We start from the raw sequence: 24,431 nt of genomic DNA, 5'->3' as shown, positions 1-24,431 counted from the left end.
GGTCATGGCAGACCTGGCCCGTGCGCTGCACACCCACGTCTCCATGGACTGGATGGCCGTGTCCTCGTACGGCTCGGGCACGCAGTCCTCAGGCGTGGTCCGCATCCTGAAGGACCTCGACACCGACCTCATGGGCAACGACCTCATGGGCAAAGACGTCCTGATCGATTCCGGCCTCAACAGCCGCCCCGAAATTAGTCGCACCCCGCATCTACACAGGAGCCATTGGTGGATTCAAACGACGTCCAGGCAGACCTCAAACACGTTCTCTACACCAAGGAACAGATCCAGCAACGGATCACCGAACTCGCGGCGCAGATCGACAAGGACTACGAGGGCCGCGACCTCCTGATCGTCGGCGTGCTTAAGGGCGCCGTCATGGTCATGGCAGACCTGGCCCGTGCGCTGCACACCCACGTCTCCATGGACTGGATGGCCGTGTCCTCGTACGGCTCGGGCACGCAGTCCTCAGGCGTGGTCCGCATCCTGAAGGACCTCGACACCGACCTCATGGGCAAAGACGTCCTGATCGTCGAGGACATCATCGATTCCGGCCTCACGCTGTCCTGGCTCAAGACGAACCTGGAATCGCGCGGCACGGCGTCAGTGGAAATCTGCACCGCCTTCCGTAAGCCGACTGCCGCCAAGGTCAAGATCGACGTCAAGTACGTCGGCTATGACATCCCCAACGAGTTCGTGGTGGGCTATGGCCTGGACTACGCCGAGAAGTACCGCAACCTGGACTTCGTCGGCACCCTGGCCCCGCACGTCTACGAGTAAATCGTTCACGCGAAGGCAACCCCGCCCGGGCCCCGGGCGGCCGGAGGCCCGGCCCCGCTACGCCCACAGGGAACTTTTGCCCTTTGCCGTGCGTGAGGTAGTGCGACGGTGTATAGCTAGAAGCTGACGCAGCACCACACGCGCGCAGACCGGTCGCCGTGCAGCACTACCAGGAGGGACGGGGCCAGCCCCGAACAGATGAAAGCTAAGAGTTTCTTCAAGGGCCCCGGCATCTGGATTGTCGTCGTGGTGGCCATGCTGCTGCTGGCATTTGCCACGCTTGCGCCGGGCGGCGCCAGCCGGATCGACACCGACAAGGGCCTTGAGCTGCTGACAGCCGGCGGCAAGGTTGAACAGGCCAAGATTTTTGACGCCGAGAACCGGGTGGACCTGGTCCTGAAGGACAACCTTCAGGTCGACGGGCAGGACAAGGGCAAGAACGTCCAGTTCTACTTCGTCAACGCCCGCGCCCAGGACGTCGTCAAGGCCGTCACGGACTCCAAACCGTCCGGCGGCTTCACCGACCAGCCGATCGAAAACAACTGGTTCTCCGGGCTCTTCTCCCTGCTGGTGCCCGTGCTGTTGCTCGGCGTCCTGTTCTGGTTCCTGCTCTCCCGGATGCAGGGCGGCGGCTCCAAGGTGATGCAGTTCGGCAAGTCCAAGGCCAAGCTCGTCAACAAGGACATGCCCCAGGTGACCTTCAGCGATGTCGCCGGCGCCGATGAGGCCGTCGAGGAACTCGAGGAGATCAAGGAATTCCTGCAGGAACCGGCCAAGTTCCAGGCCGTTGGCGCCAAAATCCCCAAGGGCGTGCTGCTCTACGGCCCCCCGGGCACCGGCAAAACCCTCCTGGCCCGCGCGGTTGCCGGCGAGGCCGGCGTACCCTTCTTCTCCATCTCAGGCTCCGACTTCGTGGAAATGTTCGTCGGCGTGGGTGCCTCCCGYGTCCGCGACCTCTTCGAGCAGGCCAAGTCCAACGCGCCGGCGATCATCTTCGTCGATGAGATCGACGCCGTCGGCCGGCACCGCGGCGCCGGAATCGGCGGCGGCAACGACGAGCGCGAGCAGACCCTGAACCAGCTGCTGGTGGAAATGGACGGCTTCGACGTCAAGACCAACGTCATCCTGATTGCCGCCACGAACCGCCCCGACGTCCTGGACCCCGCCCTGCTGCGTCCGGGCCGCTTTGACCGGCAGATCGGGGTTGAGGCCCCCGATTTGATCGGCCGCGACCAGATCCTGCAGGTGCACGCCAAGGGCAAGCCGATGGCTGCCGGCGTCGACCTCAAGGCTGTTGCCAAGAAGACACCCGGCTACACGGGCGCGGACCTGGCCAACGTTCTGAACGAGGCCGCCCTGCTGACGGCCCGGTCCAACGCCAACCTGATCGATGACCGCGCCCTGGACGAGGCGATTGACCGCGTCATGGCCGGCCCGCAGAAGCGCAGCCGGGTCATGAAGGAACACGAACGCAAAGTCACCGCGTACCACGAAGGCGGCCACGCCCTCGTCGCGGCTGCCCTGCGGAACTCCGCCCCGGTCACCAAGATCACCATCCTGCCCCGCGGCCGTGCCCTCGGCTACACCATGGTGGTCCCGGAAAACGACAAGTACTCCATCACCCGCAACGAGCTGCTCGACCAGATGGCCTACGCCATGGGCGGCCGCGTCGCCGAGGAACTCGTCTTCCACGATCCGTCCACGGGTGCATCCAATGACATCGAGAAGGCCACCGGGATCGCCCGGAAGATGGTCACCGAGTTCGGCATGAGCGAACGGGTCGGATCGGTGCGCCTCGGCCAGGGCGGCGGCGAGCCGTTCCTGGGCCGCGACGCCGGCCACGAGCGCAACTACTCGGACCAGATCGCCTACATCGTCGACGAGGAAGTGCGCCGCCTGATCGACGGCGCCCATGATGAGGCCTACGCCATCCTGACCGAGAACCGGGATGTCCTGGACGAGCTGGCGCTGGAACTGCTCGAACGCGAAACACTGAACCAGGCCGAAATCGCGCAAATATTCACCCACATCCGCAAGCGCGACTTCCGCGACGTCTGGCTCTCCAAGGAGACCCGCACGCTCCAGACCGCCGGCCCGGTGGAGTCACGCCGCGAAAAGGCGGAGCGTGAAGCCCAGGAGGAAGCCACCCACGCCCGGCTCGAAGAGCCCTTGGATGCCCAGCCCCCGCATGCCCAGGGCGTCGGCGGGCAGGAGTCCTTCCAGGGCGGTGCAACAGATATCGGGACTGATGGTCATCCCGGCTAGGCTTCTTCTGTGACTTCTAACTTCGACGACGACGTTCCCGCCCCCGCCGCTGCTTCGGCGGGGGACGGGGGAGCCCCGCATTCAAAGTCCAAAGTGGACCGCCCCAGGATCGAAGCGGCAGTACGGGAAATCCTGCTGGCGATCGGTGAGGACCCGGACCGCGGCGGCCTCATTGACACCCCGAAGCGGGTGGCCAAGGCCTACGTGGAAATGTTCGCAGGCCTGCACCACGACCCCGCCGAGATCCTGGCCACCACCTTCGACCTCGAGCACGAGGAACTCGTGCTGGTCAAGGACATTCCGTTCTATTCCACCTGCGAGCACCACCTGGTGCCGTTCCACGGGGTGGCGCATGTGGGCTATATCCCGTCCCACGACGGCAAGGTCACGGGCCTGAGCAAGCTGGCGCGCGTGGTGGACATGTTCGCCAAGCGCCCGCAGGTCCAGGAACGCCTGACCACCCAGATCGTCGAGGCCCTCGTTACGCACCTCAATCCGCGTGGCGCGATCGTCGTCGTCGAATGTGAACACCTGTGCATGTCCATGCGGGGAATCCGCAAGCCCGGCGCCAAGACCGTCACCAGCGCAGTGCGCGGGCAACTCCATGACCCGGCCACCCGTGCCGAAGCCATGAGCCTCATACTCGGAAGGTAAGAACACAGACCATGGACTCCCTAGCTGCAGCCCCGGGCACCGGCCCCGCCACTTCGCCCCTGCCCATCCTGCGCAAACCGCGCCCGGCGGCGAAGTTCCAGGACCTGCCCACGGACCGGACACTGGTGATGGGAATCCTCAACGTCACCCCTGATTCCTTCAGCGACGGCGGAGCCCACGCGACGGCGGACACGGCGATCGCGGCCGGGCTGCGGATGTTCTACGCCGGGGCGGACATCATTGACGTCGGTGGCGAATCCACCCGCCCGGGTGCCACGGCAGTCGGCGCTGACGAGGAACAGCGCCGCGTCCTGCCGGTCATCGAGGCCCTGGTCAAGGCCGGCGCCCTGGTCAGCATCGACACCACCCACGCCGCGACGGCTGCCGCGGCCCTGAAGGCCGGCGCCGCGATCATCAACGACGTCTCAGGCCTGACCATGGAACCGGAAATGGCCGAACTCGCCGCCCGCACCAAGGTCCCCTACATCCTCACGCACCGCCGCGGCGACGCCAGCACCATGAACTCCCTGACGGACTACCGTGACGTCGCCGGGGAAGTCGTGACGGAGCTCGCCGGCGTCCGCGACAAGCTGTACGCCGCCGGGGTCGCGCCGGAACAGATCATTGTGGACCCGGGACTGGGCTTCGCCAAGAACGAGGGCCAGAACTGGGAGCTCCTGCAGCACCTGGATGTCCTGCAGGCCATGGGCCACAAGGTCCTCGTCGCCGGCTCACGCAAACGCTTCCTCGGCAGCCTCCTGACCGTGGCCGGCAAGGCCGCCCAGCCGGTTGAACGCGACGCCGCCACCGCCGCCATGACCGCCATCAGCGCCTTCCGCGGCGCCTGGGCTGTGCGCGTGCACGACGTCGGCGCGAGCCTGGACGCCGTCAAGGTCGCCGCCCGCATGGTTCCCCCGGCGCCGGCCGGTTCCGCCAACGCCGGCACCAACTGACCGGCCGGCACCATGGATCAGATCACGCTGAGCGGCGTCACCGCCGTCGGCCATCACGGTGTGTTCGATTTCGAGCGCCGCGACGGGCAGCCCTTCGTTGTCGACGCGGTGCTGCACCTGGACTTCAGCAAAGCGGCCGCTTCCGACGACGTCCTGGACACCGCGCATTACGGCGAGGTGGCCAACTGCATCCGGGACTGGATCACCGGTGAGCCGCTGAACCTGATCGAGGCCCTCGCGGTGCGGATTGCCGAGGACGTCCTGCAGAAATTCGCCGTCGCCGCTGTGGACATCACCGTGCACAAGCCCAAGGCCCCGATCGAAGTCGACTTTGGCGACGTCGCCGTCAGCGTGCACCGGAGGCGGACGTGAGCCCGCTCTACACCCGTGCCGTGATCGCGCTCGGCAGCAACCTGGGGGAGCGCAGCGACACCCTGTCCGCCGCCGTTGCAGACCTCGTCGACCCGCCGGAGGTGCGCCTGCTGGCCATCTCGCCGATCGTCCAGACCAAGGCCGTGGGAGGTCCGCCGGACCAGCCCGACTTCCTGAACATGGTGATTGCCGTCGAGACGTCGCTGCCGCCGCTCGGACTGCTCGAGCACTGCCACGACGTGGAGCAGAAGCATTTGCGGGTGCGCGAGGTCCGGTGGGGGCCTCGGACCCTGGACGTGGACATCATCACGTACGGGGATGTGGTGAGCTCCGATCCCGAGCTCACCCTGCCCCACCCCCGGGCCGCGGAACGGGCGTTCGTGCTCTATCCGTGGTCGCTGATCGATCCCGCGGCGGAGCTCAACGGCGAACGCGTGGGCGATCTCGCGGCGAAAGCCGCCGATTTCGCCGACCTTGCCACCTTTGACGGCTTCCAGAACCCCGCCGCAGCGGATGTCACTGCCACGGAGATCACCGGCGTGCCCGGTGCGGCGGAGCGGCCGTGAAGCTGACCAGCCCCCTGCTCCTGCTGGCCATTTGCGTGGTCCTGGCCGTGGCCGGCTGGTTCGCCACCATGCTCTCCGGCCGCTACGGCCTGGCCACCCCGGTGCTGCCGCTGACGGGCCTGGTGACCATGGGCGTGATCGTGGCCCTCACGCTGGTGCTGGGCATCCGCGTGCTCCGGTGGCGCAACGGCAAGAAGAAGAAAATCCTCAACCCCATCCTGGCTGCCTGGACCCTGGTCCTCGCGCAGGCCTGCGCCTACACCGGCTCGGTCCTGCTGGGCTGGCACGCGGGAATCGTGGTGGAGCAACTGAGGCTGTGGAACCTGCGCAGCAACCAGGAGATCACCTGGCAGGCCCTGGCCATGGCTGGCGGCGGCCTGATCATGGTGATTGTCGGGCTCGTCGTCGAGCGGTTCTGCCGGATTCCCCCCGAGGACGGCGACGCCGATTCCCGGCCAGGCGTGCAGGGAAAACGCAGCAAGCCGTCGGCGGAAGGCGAATATGCCTACCGAAGCGATTGATCCTCCGGGCATCGACTGGCTCCGGGTCTCCCCGAAGTACGTCACGGTGCGCCTCGCGGGGTGGGCGCTGGGAACCCTGGTCGCGGTGGCCCTGCTGTCGCTTCCCCTCATCCTGGTGCTGACCGGCGTGTGGACCTGGCTGCCGGTCTGGCTGGCCGTCGCCCTCCCCGCGGTCGCGCTGCTGCTGGCCCTGTGGCGGCTCGCGCTGATTCCCCGGCAGGTGCGCTCGATCGGCTACGCCGAGCGTGAGGATGACCTCCTGATCCGGCGCGGCATTTTCTTCCAGCGCACCCTCGTGGTTCCTTACGGGCGGATGCAGTACGTCGACATCGCGGTGGGCCCGGTCGAACGCCAGCTGGGCCTGTGCACACTGAAGCTGCACACCGCGGCCGCCGCGACCAGCGCCGAGATTCCCGGGCTGCCCGCGAGCGAAGGCGCCCGGCTCCGCGAACAACTGTCCGCCCGCGGCGAAGCCCGGCTGGCCGGGCTGTGACGGGAAGGCCGTGACGGGATGGCGCTGACACCGGAGGATGCCGGACCCGCCGCCGACGCAACCGCCGTCGGATCCGGTATCGAAGGAACTGCCGACGCCGGCTGGCTGCGCGTGCACCCCGCCTCGCCCTTTGTCCGCGGCTGGGTGGCGCTGGCTGCGCTGCTGTTCTTTTTTGGACGCGACAGTTTCGAACGGTTCCTGCAGGGCGGCCCGCTCTTTGACGAGCGGCTGGCCGGACGGGCGCCCTGGCTGCTGCTCGGCGGCGGCGCCCTGATTCTGCTGACCGTTCTCGGCTACGTCCTGAGCTGGTACTTCACCCGCTACCAGGTGGCCGGCGGCTACGTGCGCGTCAACACCGGGTTCCTGTTCAAGCAGCAGCGGCAGGCCAGGCTGGACCGGGTGCAGGCGATCGACGTCGTGCAACMCCTGCTTGCACGGATCTTCGGACTGGCTGAATTGCGGTTCGAAGTCGCCGACGCCGGCCAGTCCGCGGTGCGCCTGGCGTACCTGCGCGCGGACGAGGCCCGGCAGCTCCGCGCGACAATCCTGGCCCGCGCCTCCGGTGCCGCGGGCGGGACGCCGGCGCGGGAACCGGGAGACCCGGAGTCCGGAGAGCTGGAGGCCGCCGCCGTGGAAGCCCCGGAACAGGCCGTGCTCACCGTGCCGCCGCCGCGCCTGGTGGGCTCGCTGCTCCTGAGCGAACAAAGTGTCGTGATCCTGGCTGGCGGCATTGCCTCGGTGATGCTCTCCGCCGTCATGGAAAACCGGAACTTCACGGTCTTCCTGATCCCTGCCGCGATCGGGCTCATCGCCTCCTACTGGTCCTCGTTCAACAAGGGCTACAACTTCACGGCCGCCATTTCCCCGGACGGCGTCCGGCTGCGCTACGGCCTGCTGGACACGCAGGCGCAGACCGTTCCGCCGGGCCGGATCCAGGCGCTGAAGGTCAGCCAGCCGCCGCTGTGGCGGATATTCGGCTGGTACCGGATCCAGGTCAACGTGGCCGGCTACGGCCTGGCCGGCAGCGCCGGCGAAGGATCGGCCCGGACCACGCTGCTTCCGGTGGGATACCTCGGCGACGTCATGGAAATCCTCTCCCTGGTGCTCCCGGATCCCGGGACCCCGGACCCGGTGGGGCTGTTCACCGCGGGGATCACCGGCCTCGCGGACCCTGCCGGGACCCCGGACAGCGCAGCGGGGAAGGACCCCGACGGCGGCTTCGTCACCAGCCCGCGCCGGGCCCGGTTCCTGGCGCCGCTGGGCTGGCGGCGCAACGGCTTCGCGGCAACGGAGACCGCCCTGCTCCTGAGATCGGGCCGCTGGTGGCGGAACTTCGTGGTGGTGCCGCACCAGCGCACCCAGTCCATGGCGCTCCAGCAGGGCCCGCTCGCCCGGCGGTTCCGGGTGGCGGACCTGGTCCTGCACACCACGGCCGGTCCGGTGGCCCCGCGGCTCATCCAGGCCGGGCTCGACGAGGCCCGGGCCCTGTTCGATGCCCAGTCGGCCCGTGCCCGCGCCGCGCGCAAGCACCAGAAGAGCGAACACTGGCTGGAGCCGGCGGCCCAGCCGGCCGCACCACCCGCCGAAGACCCCCAGGAAGGCCCGCATCATGGCTAAACCAGGACGCCTCGGCGTTGGAATCATTGGCGCAGGGAAGGTCGGCGCCGTCCTGGGGGCGGCGCTGCGCGGAGCCGAGCACGCCGTCATCGGGGCGTCCGCCGTTTCGGACGCCAGCAAAGAACGCGTCGAAACGCTCCTGCCCGGCGTCCCGATCCTGGACGTGCAGGACATCGTGGAGCGGGCCGAACTGGTCCTGCTTGCCGTCCCGGACGATGCCCTGGGCCCGCTGGTGAACGGACTGGCCAAACTCGGCGCCTGGCAGCCCGGCCAGCTCGTGGCGCACACCTCCGGGCGCTTCGGCGTCGGGATCCTGCAYCCGGTCCGCGCCGCCGGTGCCGTGCCGCTCGCGCTGCACCCGGCCATGACGTTCACGGGCATGAGCCTGGACCTCACCAGGCTCCTGGACTGCACCTTCGGCGTCACGGCCGACGCAGCGATGCTGCCGATCGCCCAGGCACTCGTCGTCGAAATGGGCGCCGAGCCCGTCGCGATCGCCGAGGCCGACCGCGTCCTGTACCACGCTGCCCTCGCGCACGGCTCCAACCACCTGGTCACGCTCGTGGCGCAGGCCTCGCAGCTGCTCCGCGACGTCGGCGTCGACGCCCCGGACCGGATGCTGGGCCCGCTGCTGCGCGCCACCCTCGAGAACGCCCTCGCCTCCGGTGAAACGGCCCTGACCGGGCCCGTGGCCCGCGGCGACACCGGCACGGTGGCCGCGCACGCCGGCGCCCTCCGCGAGTACGACGGCGGCGCGGCCGGCGATATTCTTGAGGCGTACCTGGCCATGGCCCGGGCGACAGCCCGCCGGGCAGGAAGCCGCGGGCTCCTGAAGCCGGAACAACTCGAAGGCATCGAACAGGCGCTCGGCGGCCCCGGCCAGAACGGGACGCCCGCCCCGGAAGGACCCTGACATGGCAATCCAACTCGTCACCACTGCTGCCCAGCTCCGCGCCGCAAGCGCCCGGCTGCTGGCACAGAAGGGCGGCACGTCCCAGGGCCTCGTGCCCACCATGGGCGCCCTGCACGAGGGACATGCCCAGCTGGCCCGGACGGCCGTCGCCCAGAACGACGTCGTGGCGGCCACCATCTTCGTCAACCCGCTGCAGTTTGGCGAGGCGGCGGACCTCGAACGCTACCCCAGGACCCTCGACGCCGACCTCGCGCTGCTCGACGCCGAAGGGGTAGACCTGGCGTTCGCGCCGGGTGTTGAGGAGGTCTACCCCGGCGGGGCACCCCTTGTGCGGATCACTGCCGGACCCCTGGGCGAAAAATGGGAAGGCGCGTCGCGGCCGGGGCACTTCGACGGCGCGCTGACCGTCGTCGCGAAACTGCTCCACTACGGCATTCCTGGGGCCGGCCTGCCCGGGGGCGGCCAGCCCGCGTACCGCGCCTATTTCGGCCAGAAGGACGCGCAGCAGCTGGCCCTGGTCCAGCGCATGGTGGCTGACCTGAATTTTCCCGTGGAGATCGTGCCGGTGCCCATTGTGCGCTCGGCCGACGGCCTGGCGCTGTCCAGCCGCAACCGATTCCTCTCCGAAGACCAGCGCGAGGYGGCCCTGGTGCTCTCCCGCGCGCTGCGGCTCATCGAGGAGCGCGCCAATGCCCATGAGCCGCTGGACATCGAATCCGCGCAGGCCCTCGTCCGGTCCCAGCCGCTCGTGGAGCTGGACTATTTCGAGGTGGTGGATCCGCGCACCCTCGAGCCCCTCGCGGAGAACTGCCGGGACACCCCGTTCCGCGGCGAGGGGCTGGCGATCATCGCTGCCAAGGTCGGCCCTGTCCGCCTCATCGACAACGCGCCCCTGAACTCCTAGCCCCAACCCCACCACCAATAAGCAACGCGGGGTCAGATACGGCCCATGCCGCCGCCCGTCATCGGCTTATCCGAACCCGCGTTGTTTTCGCGGTGACGGGAATGCCCCCGGGCCCTAGACTGTTGGAACCTGCAGCAGCGCCGACGCTCGCCGGACCCACACTAAACTCCCTGAGGGAATTCCCATGTCAACAGACGTCACTTCCAACGCCTCTGGCGATCCCGCACCGGGCGCTGCGCCCGCCATCCCCGGATCGGCCACGCCGGCCGCGCCCGCGGCATCCACCGCGCCCACCGCGCCGGCAAAGATGCCCCGGGAGTCCGTGGCCATCATCGCCACGCTGCTGGTGGCCACCTTCGTCGTGATCCTCAACGAGACCATCATGAACGTGGCCCTGCAGCGGCTGATGGTGGACCTGAACATCGATGCGCCTACCGTGCAGTGGCTGTCCACGGGTTTCATGCTCACCATGGCCGTCGTGATCCCCACCACCGGGTTCATCCTGCAGCGGCTGACCACCCGTGCCGTGTTCATGCTGGCCATGGGACTCTTTTCCGGCGGCACCCTGCTGGCCGCCCTCGCGCCGGGCTTCGAAGTCCTGCTGCTGGCCCGCATCGTCCAGGCCGGCGGCACCGCCATCATGCTCCCGCTCCTGATGACCACCATCCTCACGCTCGTGCCGCTGGAGCGCCGCGGCGCAGTTATGGGCAACGTCAGCATCGCCATTTCGGTTGCGCCGGCACTGGGCCCGACAGTTTCCGGCCTGATCCTCCAGCATTTTTCCTGGCGGTTTATGTTCGTCTTCGTGCTGCCGATCGCCCTCGCCGCGCTCGCCATCGGGGCCAGGTATCTGACCAACATCGGTGAGACCGAGAAAACCCGGCTCGATGTCCTCTCCGTGGTGCTCACGGTCCCAGCCTTCGGCGGCCTGGTGTACGGCCTGAGCCAGATCGGCGGCGGCCAGGCAGGCTCCCGCACCCCCGCCGTGGTGGCACTGGCCGTTGGTGTGCTGGCCATGGCAGCTTTCGTCCTGCGCCAGTTGAAGCTCCAGAAGACCGGCGGCCCCCTGCTGGACCTGCGCGCCTTCACGTTCCGGATGTTCACCGTTTCCGTGCTGCTGCTCGTCGTGGCCATGATCGCGCTGTTCGGCGCGGTGATCCTGCTGCCGTTGTACCTGCAGGAAATCCGCGGCCTGACCTCCCTCGAGACCGGCCTGGTCCTGCTGCCCGGCGGCCTCGCCATGGGCCTGCTGGGGCCCTTCATCGGCCGCGTATTCGACAGGATCGGGCCCCTGCCGCTGACAGTGACAGGCTCGATCATGATGGTGCTGTCCCTCTGGCAGTTCTCCATGCTGGACGCCACGTCGCCGCTGGGGTGGATCATCGCCCTGCACGTGGCACTCAGCCTGGGCCTGGCGCTGCTGTTCACCCCCGCCTTCACGACGGGGCTGAACCCGCTGCCGCCGCACCTGTACTCCCACGGCTCGGCCATCATGAGCACGCTGCAGCAGGTGGCCGGCGCCGCCGGCACGGCGCTCCTGGTCTCGATCTACGCCTTCGTGGCCGTTGCCTCGGGCATGGTCGCCGGCATGCATGCCGCATTCCTKACGGCGGCCGTCATAGCCGTCGCCGCCGTCGTACTGTCCACCATGATGCGCAAAACCGAAGGCGCGGGACACCCGGCCGCCCACTAGCTGCAATTAAAAAAACAACTGTGAGTCTTGCAGTGGTTGGTCTGGGACTAGCTGGCAGTGTTGATGCGCCGGGGAATCGGCAAATCCGACCCGCTGGACGCCGCCGCCATCGGAACCGCTGTCCTGGGGCTGGAGGAGTCCCAGCTCCGAGCTCCGCGACGGGATGAAGGAACCCGCGCTGCGCTTAGGATCCTGAGCGCAGCGCGGGATCAGTTGACCCGGGACCGAACAATGAATGCCAACGCACTCCTGGCCTTGCTCCGGGCCCATGATCTCGGGATCGACGCCCGCAAACCGCTGGTTCCCGCCCAGATCGCCACTATCACCAGATGGCGGGACCGACAGGAACCGGTCGAACTTTCGATCGCCCGCGAGGAAGCAGTTCGGTTGGCACGCCGCATTCTCGAAGTGACCACCCAGCTGGCTGCGAACCAGAAACGCATGACAGAGCTGATCCAGCAAAGCCCCGCTGCGCCGCTGTTGGAGATGGTAGGCGCCGGGGCTGTCACGGTCGCTACTGTCCTGACAGCGTGGTCGCATCCAGGAAGGGTTCGCAGCGAAGCTGCTTTCGCCTCGCTGGCAGGGGTGAATCCCTTGCCGGCCTCGAGCGGTAACACTGTCAGGCACCGGCTTAACCGGGGCGGTGACAGGCGGCTCAACCGGGCCTTGCACACCATCACCATGACCCGGATGACCCATGAATCCGGAACGCGGGAGTACGTCGCCAAACGCACCCAAGAAGGCCGCAGCTACCGCGAAATCCGCAGATCCCTTAAGCGCTACATCGCCAGAACCCTCTACCGCCAACTCAACGCCCTTTACGCCGCTGCGGAACCCCCCATTCCACGTTGTTGGAATGGTCGGCCTTTGGGGACCGGACCCTCCGAACTTTCAGGCTTTGCTTTGAGAGGACCGGGCGCGCCTGCCTGAAAGTTATGCATGGTCCTCAGAAACGTGGTGGGCCTTTCCGCAGGTTTGTCTAAGGTTTTGATCAAGATCCTTGCAGGTAAACGACAGGGAGGTCTAAGGTCGGCGCATCACTCGTTGGGGGTTCGGGCTTTCGGCAACTGGGAATTGCCGCGGATCATTTTCGTAGAAAGTTCTTGGGGGATGTCTACTGCTCGGAGTCTGGTTCGGTCTGCCCTTTTCACCCTGTCCCTGTGCTGAGGCTGTGGCTTAGCGTACTGCTGGTCCTGGCGGTGGGGCCTGTCGGTCTTCTGGGCATTGCTGGCCCTCTACCGTCTGCGCATGCTGCCGGTACGGTGATCACCAACCAGACAATTAGCGCGGACGCAGTGTGGACGGCGGCGGCATCGCCGTATTGGGTTCAGGGCACGCTGAGAATCAACGCCGGGGTGCGTTTGACCATGGAGCCCGGCGTCATCGTGAAGATCGGGAACACTTCCAGCAGTAATGGTCAGATCATCGTCGACGGGCAGCTGACCGTGCGTGGATCTTCAGCTGCCCCGGTGATCTTTGCTTCATACCGTGATGACTCTGTTGGTGGTGATACCAATGGGGACGGCGCTGCATCGTCACCCCAGCGGGGGGATTGGTATCACATTTATTTCAGCGATTCTGCGAGGTCCCAGTCGGTGATGGACCGCGCTGTCGTCCAGTATGGTGGCTACGGGTCGGGGGGCCTCTGCGGGCCCTATGCAGAACTACGGGTAGCTGCGGGTGCTGTCTTGTCATTGACGAACAGCGATGTTCGCCATTCTCAGTATGCGGGCGTTTCAGTCGAGTTCGGGGCCGGAGAGGTTCGGGTCGCCAATAACAGGTTCTCTGAGAGCAACTGTGGCATTGGCGCTCCCACCGGGGCGATCACGGATAATGTCTTTGAGGGCACAATTTCGGGCTACGCCGCAGCGTTCCTCGGATCGAATAACGTGAAGTTCTACGACAACTACGTGTCCAAAGCGGTCCTCGCGAACAGCTCGCCGGGCCCAACCCGGCAGCAGTTGGACATGCGGGGGAACGCCTTGATTGGTGGGGTGTCGAATGAGCCGTCGAACCAGGACGCACAGGACCTCGCCTATAACTGGTGGGGCCATGGTGTGGATGACCCGCCGACTGGTTGCTTTAGCTTCCAAACCACGTACATCCCGGATGTGACGTATGCCTTGGTGAACGGAAGCGCCTGCTATCAGCAGGGCAATCCGTCCATAGCGGGCTACTTTACGAAGGTCACGCCAGCACTCACGGCAGCACCGCCGATTCCTTCGATGCCGCGGGGCGGCTGACAGCACTTACTGACGGTTCGGGTCGCGGACCCGCCTACATGTATGACGGAGGCGGAAGACTGACCCAGGTCAGCGACGGCGGCAGATCGATCTCATTCACCTGGGACACCACAGCGGGCCGCATCACCGGCGCCCTGACTTCGGCGGGGCAGTCCGTGACCTATAGCTACACCGGCGGGCTGCTGACCGGGGCCACGAACGCCCTGGCCGGGACCACCACCTACACCTACGACGCCGGGCAACGTCTCTCGGAGATCAAGGCACCTTCGGGGCGCACGATCGTCAAGACCGTGTATGACAACAGCACCGGGCGGGTGGCTGAGCAGTGGGACGGGCTCGGCAACCGCAACGTCTTCACCTGGGACCCGGCGGCCTCGACGGCGACCATGACGGATTCCCGCGGCGGGCTCTGGAAGGACGTCTACCTCGGTAATGTGCTGCAGCGCCGGATTGACCCGGTCGGGAACGCCACGGAGTACGAGTACGATAGCCAGCTGCGGCTGATCGCCACGTATGGGCCGGACGGCATCCGCAACGGGTTGTCCTACACCACCGGTGGCGACGTGAAGTCCTTCCAGGGCACCACACCGATAGTCCGGTCAGAGTACAACACCCAGCACATGCCCACGACCACGGTCAACGCCCGTGGGAACAGCAGCACCCGCGGCTACGACGCGGCCAACAACCTCACCCAACTGGCCCGTCCCAATCCCGCCGGCGGGACCCAGACCAGCTCGATGGCCTATGACCCGATGGGTAACATCACCTCCGCAACGGACCCGAACGGCAACACCAGCACCTTCGAATACAGCTCCGACGGGGACCCCATCAAGACCACATCCCCGCTGGGCTCCGTGACGTCCATGGGCTACGACAACGCCGGACGGGTCGCCAGCATGGTCTCCCCCCGAGGGAACGCCGCCGGCGCGGACCCGGCCCAGTACACCTGGCGGTACGAGTACGACGCCCTTGGCCGAATGGTGAAGGCGACCAACCCGGCCGGGCAGTTCGGGACACTTGATTACGACATGGATGGCCAGATCATCAAGGCCACGGACACCTCCGGCCGTTCCACCACCTACCAGTACGACGCGGCCGGGCACGTCACCAGCGTGCAGGGGCCGGACGTGAGTGTCCCGGCTACCACTACGGCCTACGACTCCAACGGCAACATCACAGCCCTGACTGATTCAATGGGCCGGACAACGGCATTCCAATACGACGCTGCCAACCGGGCCACTACGGTGACCAACCCGCTGGGAACCTATACCCTCACCTACACCAGGCGGAACCAGATTGCGACCGTGACGGACCCGCAGAACGCGGTCACCTCGTACACGTATGACCCGGCAGGCAGGCTGACACGGGCCGATCTACCGGGCACGGACAGCGACGTCACCTATACCTACGATGCGAACGGCAACCGCGTCTCCATGGCGGATCCCAACGGCACCACCTCCTACACCTACGATTCTCTGGACCGGCTCACCGCAGTCACTCGAGGCGGGCGGACCTTCACTCTCGCCTACGACGCCGGGTCCCGGCTGACCGGCCTTACGAGTCCCGATGGGGCAGTCACCGGCTACACATACGATGCGGACGGCCGGGTCACGCAAGTCAAGAACGGCACCAGCGTCGTTGCGGACTACACCCACGACCTGGACGGCAATACCCTCACGATCGCGCGGGCCGACGGCTCAACAGCCACCCGCACCTACGACAACCTCGGGCGGCTCACCCGAATCACCGACGCCACCACCGTCGCGATACTCCTGGACGAGACGTACGCCTACGACACCGCGGGCAACCCCCTGACCATCACTCGCCCGGACGGTACAACCGACACGTTCAGCTACGACTCCCGGGACCGGCTTACAAAGGCCTGTTACACCACCGCCTGCGCCGCCAGCAGCGAAGTCCTGGAATGGACCTACGACCACGCCGGCAACGTCCTCACCGAAGTCCGCAACGGAGCAACCACAACCCACACTTACAACACCAAAGGCCAGCGCACCCAAACCACCGCCCCCGGCGGCACCACAACCTACACCTACGATCCGAAGGGTCAGGCCCTCACCGCCGGCGGCACATCCTTCACCTACACCACTGGTGGCCGCACCGCCACGGCCACCACCCCGGCAGGCACCACCACCTACCAGTACGACGGTGACGGCCGCCGCCTCAGCGCCACCCTTGGGACCGCGAAAACCAGCTTCGAATGGGACCCCTTCTACCAGCTGACCAACGAACTGGACACCAACGGCGCCCTTATCCGCCACTACACCAACGGCGACCAGCCCCTCACCGCCCACGACGCCGCCGGGACGGCTGCCTACTTCCACACTGACCGGCTCGGATCCATCCGCGCTCTCACCGACGCCACAGGGACCGTCACCTCAGTAGGGGCCTGGGAACCCTACGGCCGGCCCCGGGTCACCGGCCCGAACAACCCCAACGCCCCGCCCCTGGGCTGGCTCGGCCAATACCGAGACCCCACTGGCCTTACACACCTCCGCGCCCGCCAATACAACCCAAACGCCGGCATCTTCCTCACTACAGACCCCGCCGCAGCCACCACCACCTCCGGCACCTATACGTACGGATCTTCCAACCCCCTTCGATACATCGACATCACCGGCCTCTTCTCATGGAATGAGGCCCTCGGCAACATCCAACAAGTCAGTGGAATCGTGTCCGATGTCGCCGGAGTTATAGCCATCGCAGCAGCCGTAACCGGCGTTGGTGCACCGATAGCCGCCATGGCTGGCGGCATAGCCCTCGCCGCCAGTCCAATACACGCCGGAACCAAAGCCATCCAGGCGTACAACACCTGTAACAGCGGCAAGGGATCCTGCGGCGACGCAGTCGCCGACGTACTCCTTTCAACCGCAGCCGTAGTCCCAGGAGGGAGACTCATCAAGGGCGCGGCTTCCGGAGCGAAGGCCATGTCCAGGGTGGCAAGAGCCGGAGATGAATTAGTCGATGTCTGGCGCGTAGTAGGGTCAGATGAGGCAGCCCAAATTGCAAGGTCAGGTACCTACCGAGTCCAGCCCGGAGGAATGGGCAAATACTTCTTCCCGACCCAGGGGCAAGCCGAAAACTTGGGACAGGGGTACATAAAAATAGGCCAGGGACAACAAACGCTCACGCACGGACAAGCGCCTCGATCGGTCATTGACCGGGCTGAACCTGTTCACGCCGCAAGCGAAGGCCCCGCCTGGTTCGTTCGCACAGCAGATATTCCATCCATTTGCAACGTCATCTGCATAGGACCGATCGGCCCATGAGCCCACATACAGTCTCGGCACAGTTCTGCTTCTACGCGGCAGAAAGCGGTGGTCTAGCGGCGGAAATGACAAGCCCAACGCCGTCCTTGATCATGATCTTCCCTCCCCTGACTGAGGCTGAGGAAGAGCCAGTTCAATTCGGTGCCATCCTTGATTTGGCCGGCGAGAATGTTCGACCCGACTCGATGCCGGAAGGAAAGCTCATCTTCTGGTCAGATTTATCAAGGTTGTATGCCTCCAAAGGTGTTGCTTTCCAAATCTGGTACGACGGACGATTTGTAGGAGAGGGAAGAGTCAACGACATCGTGGAAGATGCCTGAGTTCGGGTAGCACTTCATGATTCCAGCTATTGTCTCGTAAACGTACAGCTTTTCAAGACACAGTCCCCGGGCCTCGGGAGGGGCAACGGCCGTCGCGCGAGCAGACGGAATAGCCGCGTACTCGGCGTCTCGTAAAGGCGTCTCGCCGTAAATCGTCTCGCTGCGGGCGCGTCGGCGACTTTTCGAGTCAGAATTGCTTCATGAGGCAACTGGGTTACACCCGGGTCAGTACTTCCAGCCAGGACGCCCAGCTCCAGCTGGACGCAATTGTTGCAGCTGGTGTGCAGGAACGTGATGTCTTTGCCGACGTGACCTCCGGAAGCAAGACGGCGACCGAGCGCCCCGGAATGAAGAGGCTCCTGGAGTACGCCGTCGAGGGTGACACGGTCGTTGTGTGGCGGGTGGACCGGCTGGGCCGATCATTGATAGACGTGCTCAACACTGTGGCCTTGCTGCGCGGCCGCGGTGTCCAGGTCCGGTCCATCTCCGATGGCATCGACCCGGCAACCTCGACCGGACGGCTGATGCTGAACATGCTCGCAACCCTTGCCGAGTATGAGCGCGAGCTCATCGTCGAGCGGGTCAATGCCGGCATCGCTGCCGCTCGGCAAAGCGGCACACGTTTCGGGCGGCTGCTTTCCGACCCCGCAGTCATTGCCGACAAACTCGCGATCGCCCAGGACGCTCGCGCCAAAGGCCGCACCGCCGAGGACGCCGCCCGTCTCGTTGGCTGGAGCCGCGCAACGCTCTACCGCCACCAGCAAGCCGGTGCCGCGAGCGAGAGCACCACAATCTAGCCCGAAAACCACGCGCTGCATGAAGACTCCGGTTTCCGACCTCCTTAGCCAGCGACCAGGTCTACTGCACGGACCTCGCTTCGCTCGGGCTGTAGAAGCCTTTTTCTGTTTATTGCTGCTGTCCTTATGGTGTTGTCGGGTGGTTCCGTGGCCGTTGTAGGGTCGTGGCTACCCAGGGGAGGCGGGTATTGCTTTGTTGCTGTGGCCGGACGATTCACGTCGTGACGGCTCCGTAGGATTGGCCGCCCGCCACCCCGCGATGACCCGACCGGTGATTGAGAGACGCGACATGATCGCCGGATAAGGACACGACGGCGCGGTTATCTGCCGGGTTCCACCCATCCGACAGACTGGAGGCTGTTTTGGCGAAATTGTGGGCCGGCATCGATGCCGGCAAAGCCCATCATCACTGCGTCGTGATCGACGCCGACGGAAACCGTCTGTTCTCGCAGAAAATCCCCAACGACGAACCGGCCCTGCTCGAGCTCATCGCCGCCGTTCTGAAGCTCGGGGACGGGGACGAGGTCATCTGGGCGACGGATCTGAACCACGGCGGCCCGGCGTTGCTGATCGCCCTGCTCGTCGCCCATGGCCAGAGCATCCTCTATATCCCGGGCCGGATCGTCCACCACGCCTCCAAGCTCTACCGCGGCGAGGGCAAAACGGACGCCAAAGACGCCGCCGTGATCGCGGACCAGGCCAGGATGCGCCGCGATCTGCAGCCGCTGCGGGCCGGGGATGAGATCAGCACCGGGCTGAGGATCCTGACCGCCCGCCGGGCGGACAAATCCGCGGACCGGGTCCGCGCGATCAACCGCCTGCAGGCCCAGCTGCTCGAATACTTCCCCGCTTTGGAGCGGGCCTTTGACTACAGCCGCTCCAAGGCAGCGCTGCTGCTGCTGACCAAACACCGGACCCCGGACGGGATTCGCCGTACCGGCCAGGCCAGGCTCCATGCCTGGTTGAAGAAACACGGCACCCGTTCGTCCGCCGCGGTCGCCCAGGCCGCGGTGGATGCTGCGAAATCCCAGCACACCACCGTCCCGGCCCAGCACATGGGGGAGCTGATCGTCGCCGCCCTCGCACGGGAGATCATCACCCTGAACGAGGAACTGGCAGAGCTCGATGCGCTGATCAGCGTGAAGGTCACCGAACACCGGCACACCCGGACCCTGCTCAGCGTGCCCGGCTTCGGCCCCGTCCTGGCCGCGGAGTTCCTGGGCGCTACCGGCGGGGACCTCACCGTCTTTCAGACCGCGGACCGGTTCGCCGGCGTCGCCGGACTCGCCCCCGCACCCCGGGACTCCGGCCGGATTACGGGCAACCACCACCGCCCCCGCCGCTACGACCGCCGGCTGCTGCGGGTCTTCTACCTCTCCGGGCTATCGGCGCTGAAATCCTGCCCGGCCTCCCGGGCCTACTACGACCGCAAACGCGGCGAAGGCAAAACCCACGTCCAGGCCATGCTCTCCCTGGCCCGCCGCCGACTGAACGTTCTCTGGGCCATGCTCCGCGACGGCACCACCTACACGCCAGTCCCGGCGGAGGCACAACCACTGGCCGCCTGACGAGTCGACACCGGGCCCGGACCGGAGCGCAACGTTCCGTTCAGCGATTTCAAGTGCTAAGAATTTTCCGAGCCAGTTCGACGAGAACCGCCATTTTTCGCTGTGATTCCTCTTTGAGAACCGGGTTTGTCTTTGCATCGAGGTACCAGCCGAGCCGGTCATAGGCATGAACAACCGCCTCAGTGCCCGTGGTCGTCTCCTTCAACGTGACGGTCATTCCTACCGGAATGCTCTTTCGACCCCACGGCAGCATCGTGCCCCATATACGGAGAGAAAAGTTCGATCCCTCACGCACGGAGACCGACTCGCCTTCGTTGCGCGGAATGTAGCCCGCAGCCCTCAATCCCGCCATCAGCACCGCAATCGATTCTGGCGCTGTCGTTTGAACGGGAATTGATTCGCTTAGCTCGTAGATGCTCTCCATCGGGATCCCCTTGTCTCGGCACAGTCACATGCACGGCTCGACACATCCCTGAACCGTGGTGGTACTGCGAATCCTAATGGGCCGTACAACGAAACATGCAGCTTCTGATCGGGCCAAAAAGCCGTCCGCTTAGGGTCCCACTGCTGGAACGAAAAGGGCCTCGCTGCGCTCGGGCAGCACAAGGTTTTTTCCTTTTTTGCTGCTGTCCGTTGGATCTTACGTGCCCGCTCCACCGGCTCAACCGTCCTGCGGACGGCAGCCCACCGGATGCCTTGGGTCGGCGCTGCGCTGATTTCCTCCCGCAATCCATCCGCTGCTTGCCCTTCGGGTTGCCCCGGCTCCGTCGGGCACAGCTACGCGATGCTCCGCCAGCAGGCAAAAAACATGGTGGGGGAGAGGAAGCCGGTTGTTGAGGCACCCGCCCCGCCCCAAGAAACGGAGCATCACCCCATGAACACACAAACCATGACCGGCACGGTCACGGCCGACACCGCCGAACCTGTCACTGCCCCGGCCCTTCCCGCCGACGACCGGGCAGGGGACGGGTATGACTGGATGGACACCCTCGAAGGCACCGCCTGGTCCGTGCTGGCGAACTGGGGCAGCGAGGGCTGGGACGCCGGATCCTGGCCCTACATCATCGTCGCCGTCGCCCGCACCCGTGACGGGAACGGGGAACTGTTCGGCTACGGCACCTACGTCGAAGGCGACACCGCGACTTATTGGTTCCGGTCCCAGGACGCCTGCTTCGAAGCGATCACCGCCGAGGTGTTCTTCCACTGGGCCTCCGGCCAGTCCGACGGCCCGGACAACCTCCCCGCCACCGCGGCCAGGCTGCCGGAGCAGGACCGGAAGCCCTACCCGGGCTGGGCGGACTAGAAGCACCTTGGGCGTCCCGGCCGCCACCGGCCGGGACGCCGGAGCGGCACACCAATATCCGTTGACAACATCATTGAGATTCCTTCGGATCATACGTGCCCGCTCCACCGGCTCAACCGTCCTGCGGACGGCGGCGCAGCCGATGGCTTGTGTCGGCGCTTCGCTTATTTCCTCCCACAAACCATCCACTGCTTGCCCTTCGGGTTGCCCCGGCTCCGTCGGCCACAGCTACGCGCTGCTCCGCCAGCAGGCACAGAAGCGTCGGGGGGAGAGGGKAAGCTGGCCGGTCACCAAAGCCGCCCCGCTATGGTCCGCGCCAGCACCCGATTCCAGCCGCTTGACAGACATAGAAGCGTCGCGGGGTGACTTAGCGCCGGTCCGGACCTCCGGAATGGGCGCCATTTGACCCAGCGTTGCTTGATAGGGCGTTGCGTGGTGCGGGTTAGCCTGCGTAAAACGCGCTCAGCTCGGCGATCAGCTTGTCCGGCGCCTTGTTGACACCGTCGTGGCCCATGCCCGGCAGGATCGTATAGCTGGAGCCGGAGAGGACATCGTGGATCTGGGCGCAGGCCACCCCGAAATAGGCCGGACTCTTCTCGCCCACGATGATCAGCGTTTCCAGCGGCAGTTCCAGGAAGGGTTCGGCCGGCATGTCCGCGGCGATGATCGCCTTGATCTCGCGGACGCCGGTCTGCATGAGGTCGCGCAGCTGCTTGCCGATCGGGGTGCCCGCCGAGAGCTTGTTCGCCAGCGTCAGCATGGACAGCGGCATCCGGGAGAGGGCGCTGCCGGTCTCCAGGCCCTTGAGCAGGACGGCGAGGGCGCGGTCGTCGTCGCCGGCTGCGGTCGCCCGCTCGTATTCGGGCGTCCAGTCCGCCGTGACGCTGTGGTTGACGGACACGGCGGGGTCGTACACGGCCAGCCGTTCCACCGGCAGGGTGCGGGCCGCGTGCAGGGCCACTGCCCCGCCGAAGCTGTGGCCGAAGACGTCCGTGCTGGCGGTGTGCTTCATGACGGCGTCGAGGTCGTGGATGTCCACGTCGAGGGTGTAATCCTCAGGCTGCGGGGAGGACGAGCCGCGGCCGCGACGGTTGAAGGTGTGCACCGGCCGTCCCAGTGATGCGCTGAGTTTCTGCGCGAAACGGGTGTAGTCGGCGGCCGTCACCATCGAGGCCGGCACGACGACGATGCCCGAACCCGCCGAGGCGAGCTCGGCGCCCGTGCTCAAAAGCTCGATCGTTCCGCCGTTGGGGGTTCTGATGTTCTCGCGGGTCATGCTCCGAGCCTAGCCGAGGCCACGCCCCAGTGCAGTAAGCCGCGGTGCACTACGGCACCGGTCCAGCACGGCGCAGTCCACTATGACCGCAATCCACTGTGACCGCAGTTCAGTTGTGGTCCCGTCGCAGCGGCGCTGCATGATCGCCCCGCGCTAGTTGCCCAGCCGGCCGCCGGAGACCTCGAGGTAGCAGGCGCCGCAGAGCGACTCGTACCAGACGTCCTGGCCGTCGATCGCAACCTGGTTCCCGTCGAACACCACATGGTCCCCGATCCGGCGCGTGTTGAAGATGGCCTTCCGTCCGCAGCGGCAGATGGTCTTGAGCTCTTCGAGGGTGTGCGCGATCTCCAGCAGGCGCAGGGAACCGGGGAACGCGCGGGTCCGGAAATCGGTGCGGATACCGTAGGCGAGGACGGGGACGTTGTCCAGGACCGCGATGCGGAAGAGGTCGTCCACCTGCTCCGGTTCCAGGAACTGGGCCTCGTCCACCAGCAGGCAGGCCACCGGCGGGGTGTCCACGTGCTGCAGGAGGGCGTCGGGATCGTCGCCGTGGGCCTGGGCGGTGAACAGGTCGCGGGCCGACGCGCCGGCGGGGATCAGGAAGTCCACCGAACGGGTCATGCCCAGGCGGGACACGACGTCGGAGTCGCCCTTGGTGTCCACGTCCGGCTTGGCCAGCAGGACCCGCTGGCCGCGTTCCTCATAGTTGAAGGCGGCCTGCAGAAGCCCCGTAGATTTGCCGGAGTTCATGGCGCCGTAGCGGAAGTAGAGCTTGGCCAAGGGGGTCCTTTCGAAAGGGTCGCCCCCGATTCTAGCGGTCGGTCGCGTCGCAGCCCTCAGCGGCCGGGCCCACTGCGCCGCCACCGGGCCGGCACGCCCGCGGCTGCAAGGCTGCCGGCCAGGCTGACGGGCGGCGGAGTCGCAGCTCCGGGTCCGCCGTGGAGGAACCGGGCCGTGCGGAGGGCCAGCCGGCTTCCCGGCCGGATGGGGCCTTCGTGGAGCTGCCCGGGGACCACGGCGAAGCTGACCGCGGGGACGGCGTCGGCAAGCTGGTGGCTCGTGTCGGCGAAGTAGCCGGGGCTCCAGCCGCCGCTGAGCATGAGGGTGGGGGTGGTGATGGCGGCAAAATCCTCGAGTTCGGCGTCGGCATCCAGTACGGCGCGCATCTCGGCGACGGCCGTGGGCAGCAGTTGCCGCATTTCGGCGCCGAGCCTGGTCCGGGCCGAGAGGATGCTGAGCATGCGCAGTGCGCCCAGGGGCAGCATGGACACCGGGCCGGCCGTCTCCAGGCCTTGCACCAAATGCGCCCAGGCGTGGTCGAGTTCGCCGGCAGCCACGGACCTTTCCAGTTCGGGCCGCCAGCGCTGGGTGAGGTTCCCGGAGAGGCTCACGGCGGCGTCGTAAGTCACCATCCTGCGGATCGGCAGGCGCCGGGCGGCCTCGAGGGCCACGAACCCGCCATAGCTGTGGGCCACGACGTCGCTGGCGCCGGTCTCGCGGAGCACGGTTGCCAGGTCGGCCACCTCGGTGGCGGCGGAATAGTCGGCAGGCTGGTGCGAGGAACCGGCGCGTCCGCGGCGGTTGTAGCAGTGCACCGGCTGGTCCAGCAGCCGGCAAAGTTTTCGGGCAAAGGACCGGTAGAGCGCATCGGTGATCAGGGTCCCGTGCACGACGACGACGCCGGATCCTTCGCCGCGGGACGCCACGGCGGCGTCGGACGCGGTTGTTCTGCCCGGTGCGTGCCCCGCCGGGCGGATGGTGTGCAGCTCAAGGTGTCCCTTGCCGTCGTCGGTCCTCACTGTCCATGTCTCCACAACTTCGAGTCTATTCCCGCACCCCGTCCCCCTGGCCGCCGCCCGGGCAGAACCGGGCCGGGACCTTCCCGGACGCAAATCGACGGTAAACT

22 protein-coding genes and 2 pseudogenes are annotated in these 24,431 nt (G+C 66.5%); 20 read left to right on the top strand and 4 right to left on the bottom strand.

Features of this window, described 5'->3' with window-relative positions; all coding sequences use genetic code 11:
• The 19 genes and pseudogenes from AC1D1S_RS03020 to AC1D1S_RS02930 all read left to right on the top strand — a co-directional run.
• Nucleotides 1-178, top strand: a pseudogene (locus AC1D1S_RS03020) (hypoxanthine phosphoribosyltransferase); the annotation flags it as partial.
• Between the two features lie 50 nt (nucleotides 179-228).
• On the top strand, nucleotides 229-780 hold the full coding sequence (gene hpt / locus AC1D1S_RS03015) for a hypoxanthine phosphoribosyltransferase (protein WP_018774939.1): 552 nt from the start codon (nucleotides 229-231) through the stop codon (nucleotides 778-780).
• Nucleotides 781-978: 198 nt separating this feature from the next.
• Nucleotides 979-3,045, top strand: coding sequence for an ATP-dependent zinc metalloprotease FtsH (gene ftsH, locus AC1D1S_RS03010; RefSeq protein ID WP_028276931.1), 2,067 nt, complete (start codon nucleotides 979-981; stop codon nucleotides 3,043-3,045).
• 9 nt (nucleotides 3,046-3,054) lie between these two features.
• Nucleotides 3,055-3,699, top strand: a complete 645-nt coding sequence (folE, locus tag AC1D1S_RS03005; RefSeq protein WP_230007204.1) for a GTP cyclohydrolase I FolE — start codon at nucleotides 3,055-3,057, stop codon at nucleotides 3,697-3,699.
• An 11-nt stretch (nucleotides 3,700-3,710) separates the two neighbouring features.
• Nucleotides 3,711-4,652, top strand: a complete 942-nt coding sequence (folP, locus tag AC1D1S_RS03000) for a dihydropteroate synthase (protein WP_476993685.1) — start codon at nucleotides 3,711-3,713, stop codon at nucleotides 4,650-4,652.
• A gap of 12 nt (nucleotides 4,653-4,664) precedes the next feature.
• Nucleotides 4,665-5,024, top strand: coding sequence for a dihydroneopterin aldolase (gene folB, locus AC1D1S_RS02995; RefSeq protein WP_223914703.1), 360 nt, complete (start codon nucleotides 4,665-4,667; stop codon nucleotides 5,022-5,024).
• Nucleotides 5,021-5,590 carry a 2-amino-4-hydroxy-6-hydroxymethyldihydropteridine diphosphokinase gene (gene folK / locus AC1D1S_RS02990; protein ID WP_243178304.1) on the top strand — a complete coding sequence of 190 codons (570 nt, stop codon included), beginning with the start codon at nucleotides 5,021-5,023 and terminating at the stop codon, nucleotides 5,588-5,590. The genes folB and folK overlap by 4 nt, the downstream gene beginning before the upstream one ends.
• Nucleotides 5,587-6,111: a DUF3180 domain-containing protein gene (locus tag AC1D1S_RS02985; protein WP_028276927.1), complete on the top strand. Its 525-nt coding sequence runs from the start codon at nucleotides 5,587-5,589 to the stop codon at nucleotides 6,109-6,111. Before folK ends, AC1D1S_RS02985 begins: the two co-directional genes overlap by 4 nt.
• Nucleotides 6,092-6,604 (top strand): PH domain-containing protein, encoded by a 513-nt coding sequence (locus tag AC1D1S_RS02980; RefSeq protein WP_243178305.1) that lies wholly within the window; start codon nucleotides 6,092-6,094, stop codon nucleotides 6,602-6,604. The genes AC1D1S_RS02985 and AC1D1S_RS02980 overlap by 20 nt, the downstream gene beginning before the upstream one ends.
• Before the next feature lie 18 nt (nucleotides 6,605-6,622).
• On the top strand, nucleotides 6,623-8,221 hold the full coding sequence (locus AC1D1S_RS02975) for a PH domain-containing protein (protein WP_476993684.1): 1,599 nt from the start codon (nucleotides 6,623-6,625) through the stop codon (nucleotides 8,219-8,221).
• Nucleotides 8,214-9,134 (top strand): Rossmann-like and DUF2520 domain-containing protein, encoded by a 921-nt coding sequence (locus AC1D1S_RS02970; protein ID WP_476942693.1) that lies wholly within the window; start codon nucleotides 8,214-8,216, stop codon nucleotides 9,132-9,134. The genes AC1D1S_RS02975 and AC1D1S_RS02970 overlap by 8 nt, the downstream gene beginning before the upstream one ends.
• 1 nt (nucleotide 9,135) lies before the next feature.
• Nucleotides 9,136-10,038, top strand: coding sequence for a pantoate--beta-alanine ligase (gene panC, locus AC1D1S_RS02965; protein WP_476993683.1), 903 nt, complete (start codon nucleotides 9,136-9,138; stop codon nucleotides 10,036-10,038).
• A gap of 184 nt (nucleotides 10,039-10,222) precedes the next feature.
• The gene (locus AC1D1S_RS02960; protein ID WP_476942692.1) at nucleotides 10,223-11,731 is read left to right on the top strand and encodes an MDR family MFS transporter; all 1,509 of its coding nucleotides are present in this window, start codon (nucleotides 10,223-10,225) and stop codon (nucleotides 11,729-11,731) included.
• Between the two features lie 72 nt (nucleotides 11,732-11,803).
• A pseudogene (locus tag AC1D1S_RS02955) lies at nucleotides 11,804-12,547 on the top strand (transposase); the annotation flags it as partial.
• Nucleotides 12,548-12,891: 344 nt separating this feature from the next.
• Nucleotides 12,892-13,974 carry a hypothetical protein gene (locus AC1D1S_RS02950; protein WP_476993682.1) on the top strand — a complete coding sequence of 361 codons (1,083 nt, stop codon included), beginning with the start codon at nucleotides 12,892-12,894 and terminating at the stop codon, nucleotides 13,972-13,974.
• Between the two features lie 38 nt (nucleotides 13,975-14,012).
• Nucleotides 14,013-17,261, top strand: a complete 3,249-nt coding sequence (locus AC1D1S_RS02945; protein WP_476993681.1) for an RHS repeat-associated core domain-containing protein — start codon at nucleotides 14,013-14,015, stop codon at nucleotides 17,259-17,261.
• Nucleotides 17,258-17,581 carry a hypothetical protein gene (locus AC1D1S_RS02940; RefSeq protein WP_243178311.1) on the top strand — a complete coding sequence of 108 codons (324 nt, stop codon included), beginning with the start codon at nucleotides 17,258-17,260 and terminating at the stop codon, nucleotides 17,579-17,581. Before AC1D1S_RS02945 ends, AC1D1S_RS02940 begins: the two co-directional genes overlap by 4 nt.
• Before the next feature lie 200 nt (nucleotides 17,582-17,781).
• Nucleotides 17,782-18,378, top strand: a complete 597-nt coding sequence (locus AC1D1S_RS02935) for a recombinase family protein (RefSeq protein ID WP_243178312.1) — start codon at nucleotides 17,782-17,784, stop codon at nucleotides 18,376-18,378.
• 362 nt (nucleotides 18,379-18,740) lie between these two features.
• Nucleotides 18,741-19,946, top strand: coding sequence for an IS110 family RNA-guided transposase (locus AC1D1S_RS02930; protein WP_243178313.1), 1,206 nt, complete (start codon nucleotides 18,741-18,743; stop codon nucleotides 19,944-19,946).
• 49 nt (nucleotides 19,947-19,995) lie between these two features.
• Here AC1D1S_RS02930 and AC1D1S_RS02925 read toward each other — a convergent pair whose 3' ends face one another.
• Nucleotides 19,996-20,370, bottom strand: coding sequence for a hypothetical protein (locus AC1D1S_RS02925; RefSeq protein ID WP_476942690.1), 375 nt, complete (start codon nucleotides 20,368-20,370; stop codon nucleotides 19,996-19,998).
• A 450-nt stretch (nucleotides 20,371-20,820) separates the two neighbouring features.
• Between AC1D1S_RS02925 and AC1D1S_RS02920 the strand changes: the two genes are divergently transcribed.
• Complete coding sequence (locus AC1D1S_RS02920; protein WP_243178315.1) at nucleotides 20,821-21,249, top strand: hypothetical protein; 429 nt, start codon at nucleotides 20,821-20,823, stop codon at nucleotides 21,247-21,249.
• Between the two features lie 442 nt (nucleotides 21,250-21,691).
• On the opposite strand, the gene AC1D1S_RS02915 is transcribed toward AC1D1S_RS02920, so the two are convergent.
• The 3 genes from AC1D1S_RS02915 to AC1D1S_RS02905 all read right to left on the bottom strand — a co-directional run bounded on the left by AC1D1S_RS02915 (nucleotide 21,692) and on the right by AC1D1S_RS02905 (nucleotide 24,339).
• A complete protein-coding gene (locus tag AC1D1S_RS02915; RefSeq protein WP_028276921.1) occupies nucleotides 21,692-22,525 on the bottom strand; it encodes an alpha/beta fold hydrolase in 834 nt (277 codons plus the stop codon).
• Nucleotides 22,526-22,678: 153 nt separating this feature from the next.
• Nucleotides 22,679-23,305 carry a thymidine kinase gene (locus tag AC1D1S_RS02910; RefSeq protein WP_028276920.1) on the bottom strand — a complete coding sequence of 209 codons (627 nt, stop codon included), beginning with the start codon at nucleotides 23,303-23,305 and terminating at the stop codon, nucleotides 22,679-22,681.
• Nucleotides 23,306-23,361: 56 nt separating this feature from the next.
• Nucleotides 23,362-24,339 carry an alpha/beta fold hydrolase gene (locus AC1D1S_RS02905; RefSeq protein WP_243178316.1) on the bottom strand — a complete coding sequence of 326 codons (978 nt, stop codon included), beginning with the start codon at nucleotides 24,337-24,339 and terminating at the stop codon, nucleotides 23,362-23,364.
• Nucleotides 24,340-24,431 lie beyond the last annotated feature (92 nt).

It is taken from the genome of Arthrobacter sp. P1_A5, assembly GCF_056406825.1.
The sequence above is the reverse complement of the archived record's forward strand: the minus strand, read 5'-3'. Positions and strand labels throughout refer to the sequence as shown.

Bases quoted from the DNA above. Each gene is read 5' to 3' on its own strand.
- folB (WP_223914703.1), top strand. From the start codon at position 4,665: ATGGATCAGATCACGCTGAGCGGCGTCACCGCCGTCGGCCATCACGGT.
- AC1D1S_RS02915 (WP_028276921.1), bottom strand. From the start codon at position 22,525: ATGACCCGCGAGAACATCAGAACCCCCAACGGCGGAACGATCGAGCTT.
- AC1D1S_RS02920 (WP_243178315.1), top strand. From the start codon at position 20,821: ATGAACACACAAACCATGACCGGCACGGTCACGGCCGACACCGCCGAA.
- AC1D1S_RS02935 (WP_243178312.1), top strand. From the start codon at position 17,782: ATGAGGCAACTGGGTTACACCCGGGTCAGTACTTCCAGCCAGGACGCC.
- AC1D1S_RS02980 (WP_243178305.1), top strand. From the start codon at position 6,092: ATGCCTACCGAAGCGATTGATCCTCCGGGCATCGACTGGCTCCGGGTC.
- AC1D1S_RS02940 (WP_243178311.1), top strand. From the start codon at position 17,258: ATGAGCCCACATACAGTCTCGGCACAGTTCTGCTTCTACGCGGCAGAA.
- folP (WP_476993685.1), top strand. From the start codon at position 3,711: ATGGACTCCCTAGCTGCAGCCCCGGGCACCGGCCCCGCCACTTCGCCC.
- AC1D1S_RS02945 (WP_476993681.1), top strand. From the start codon at position 14,013: ATGTATGACGGAGGCGGAAGACTGACCCAGGTCAGCGACGGCGGCAGA.
- AC1D1S_RS02925 (WP_476942690.1), bottom strand. From the start codon at position 20,370: ATGGAGAGCATCTACGAGCTAAGCGAATCAATTCCCGTTCAAACGACA.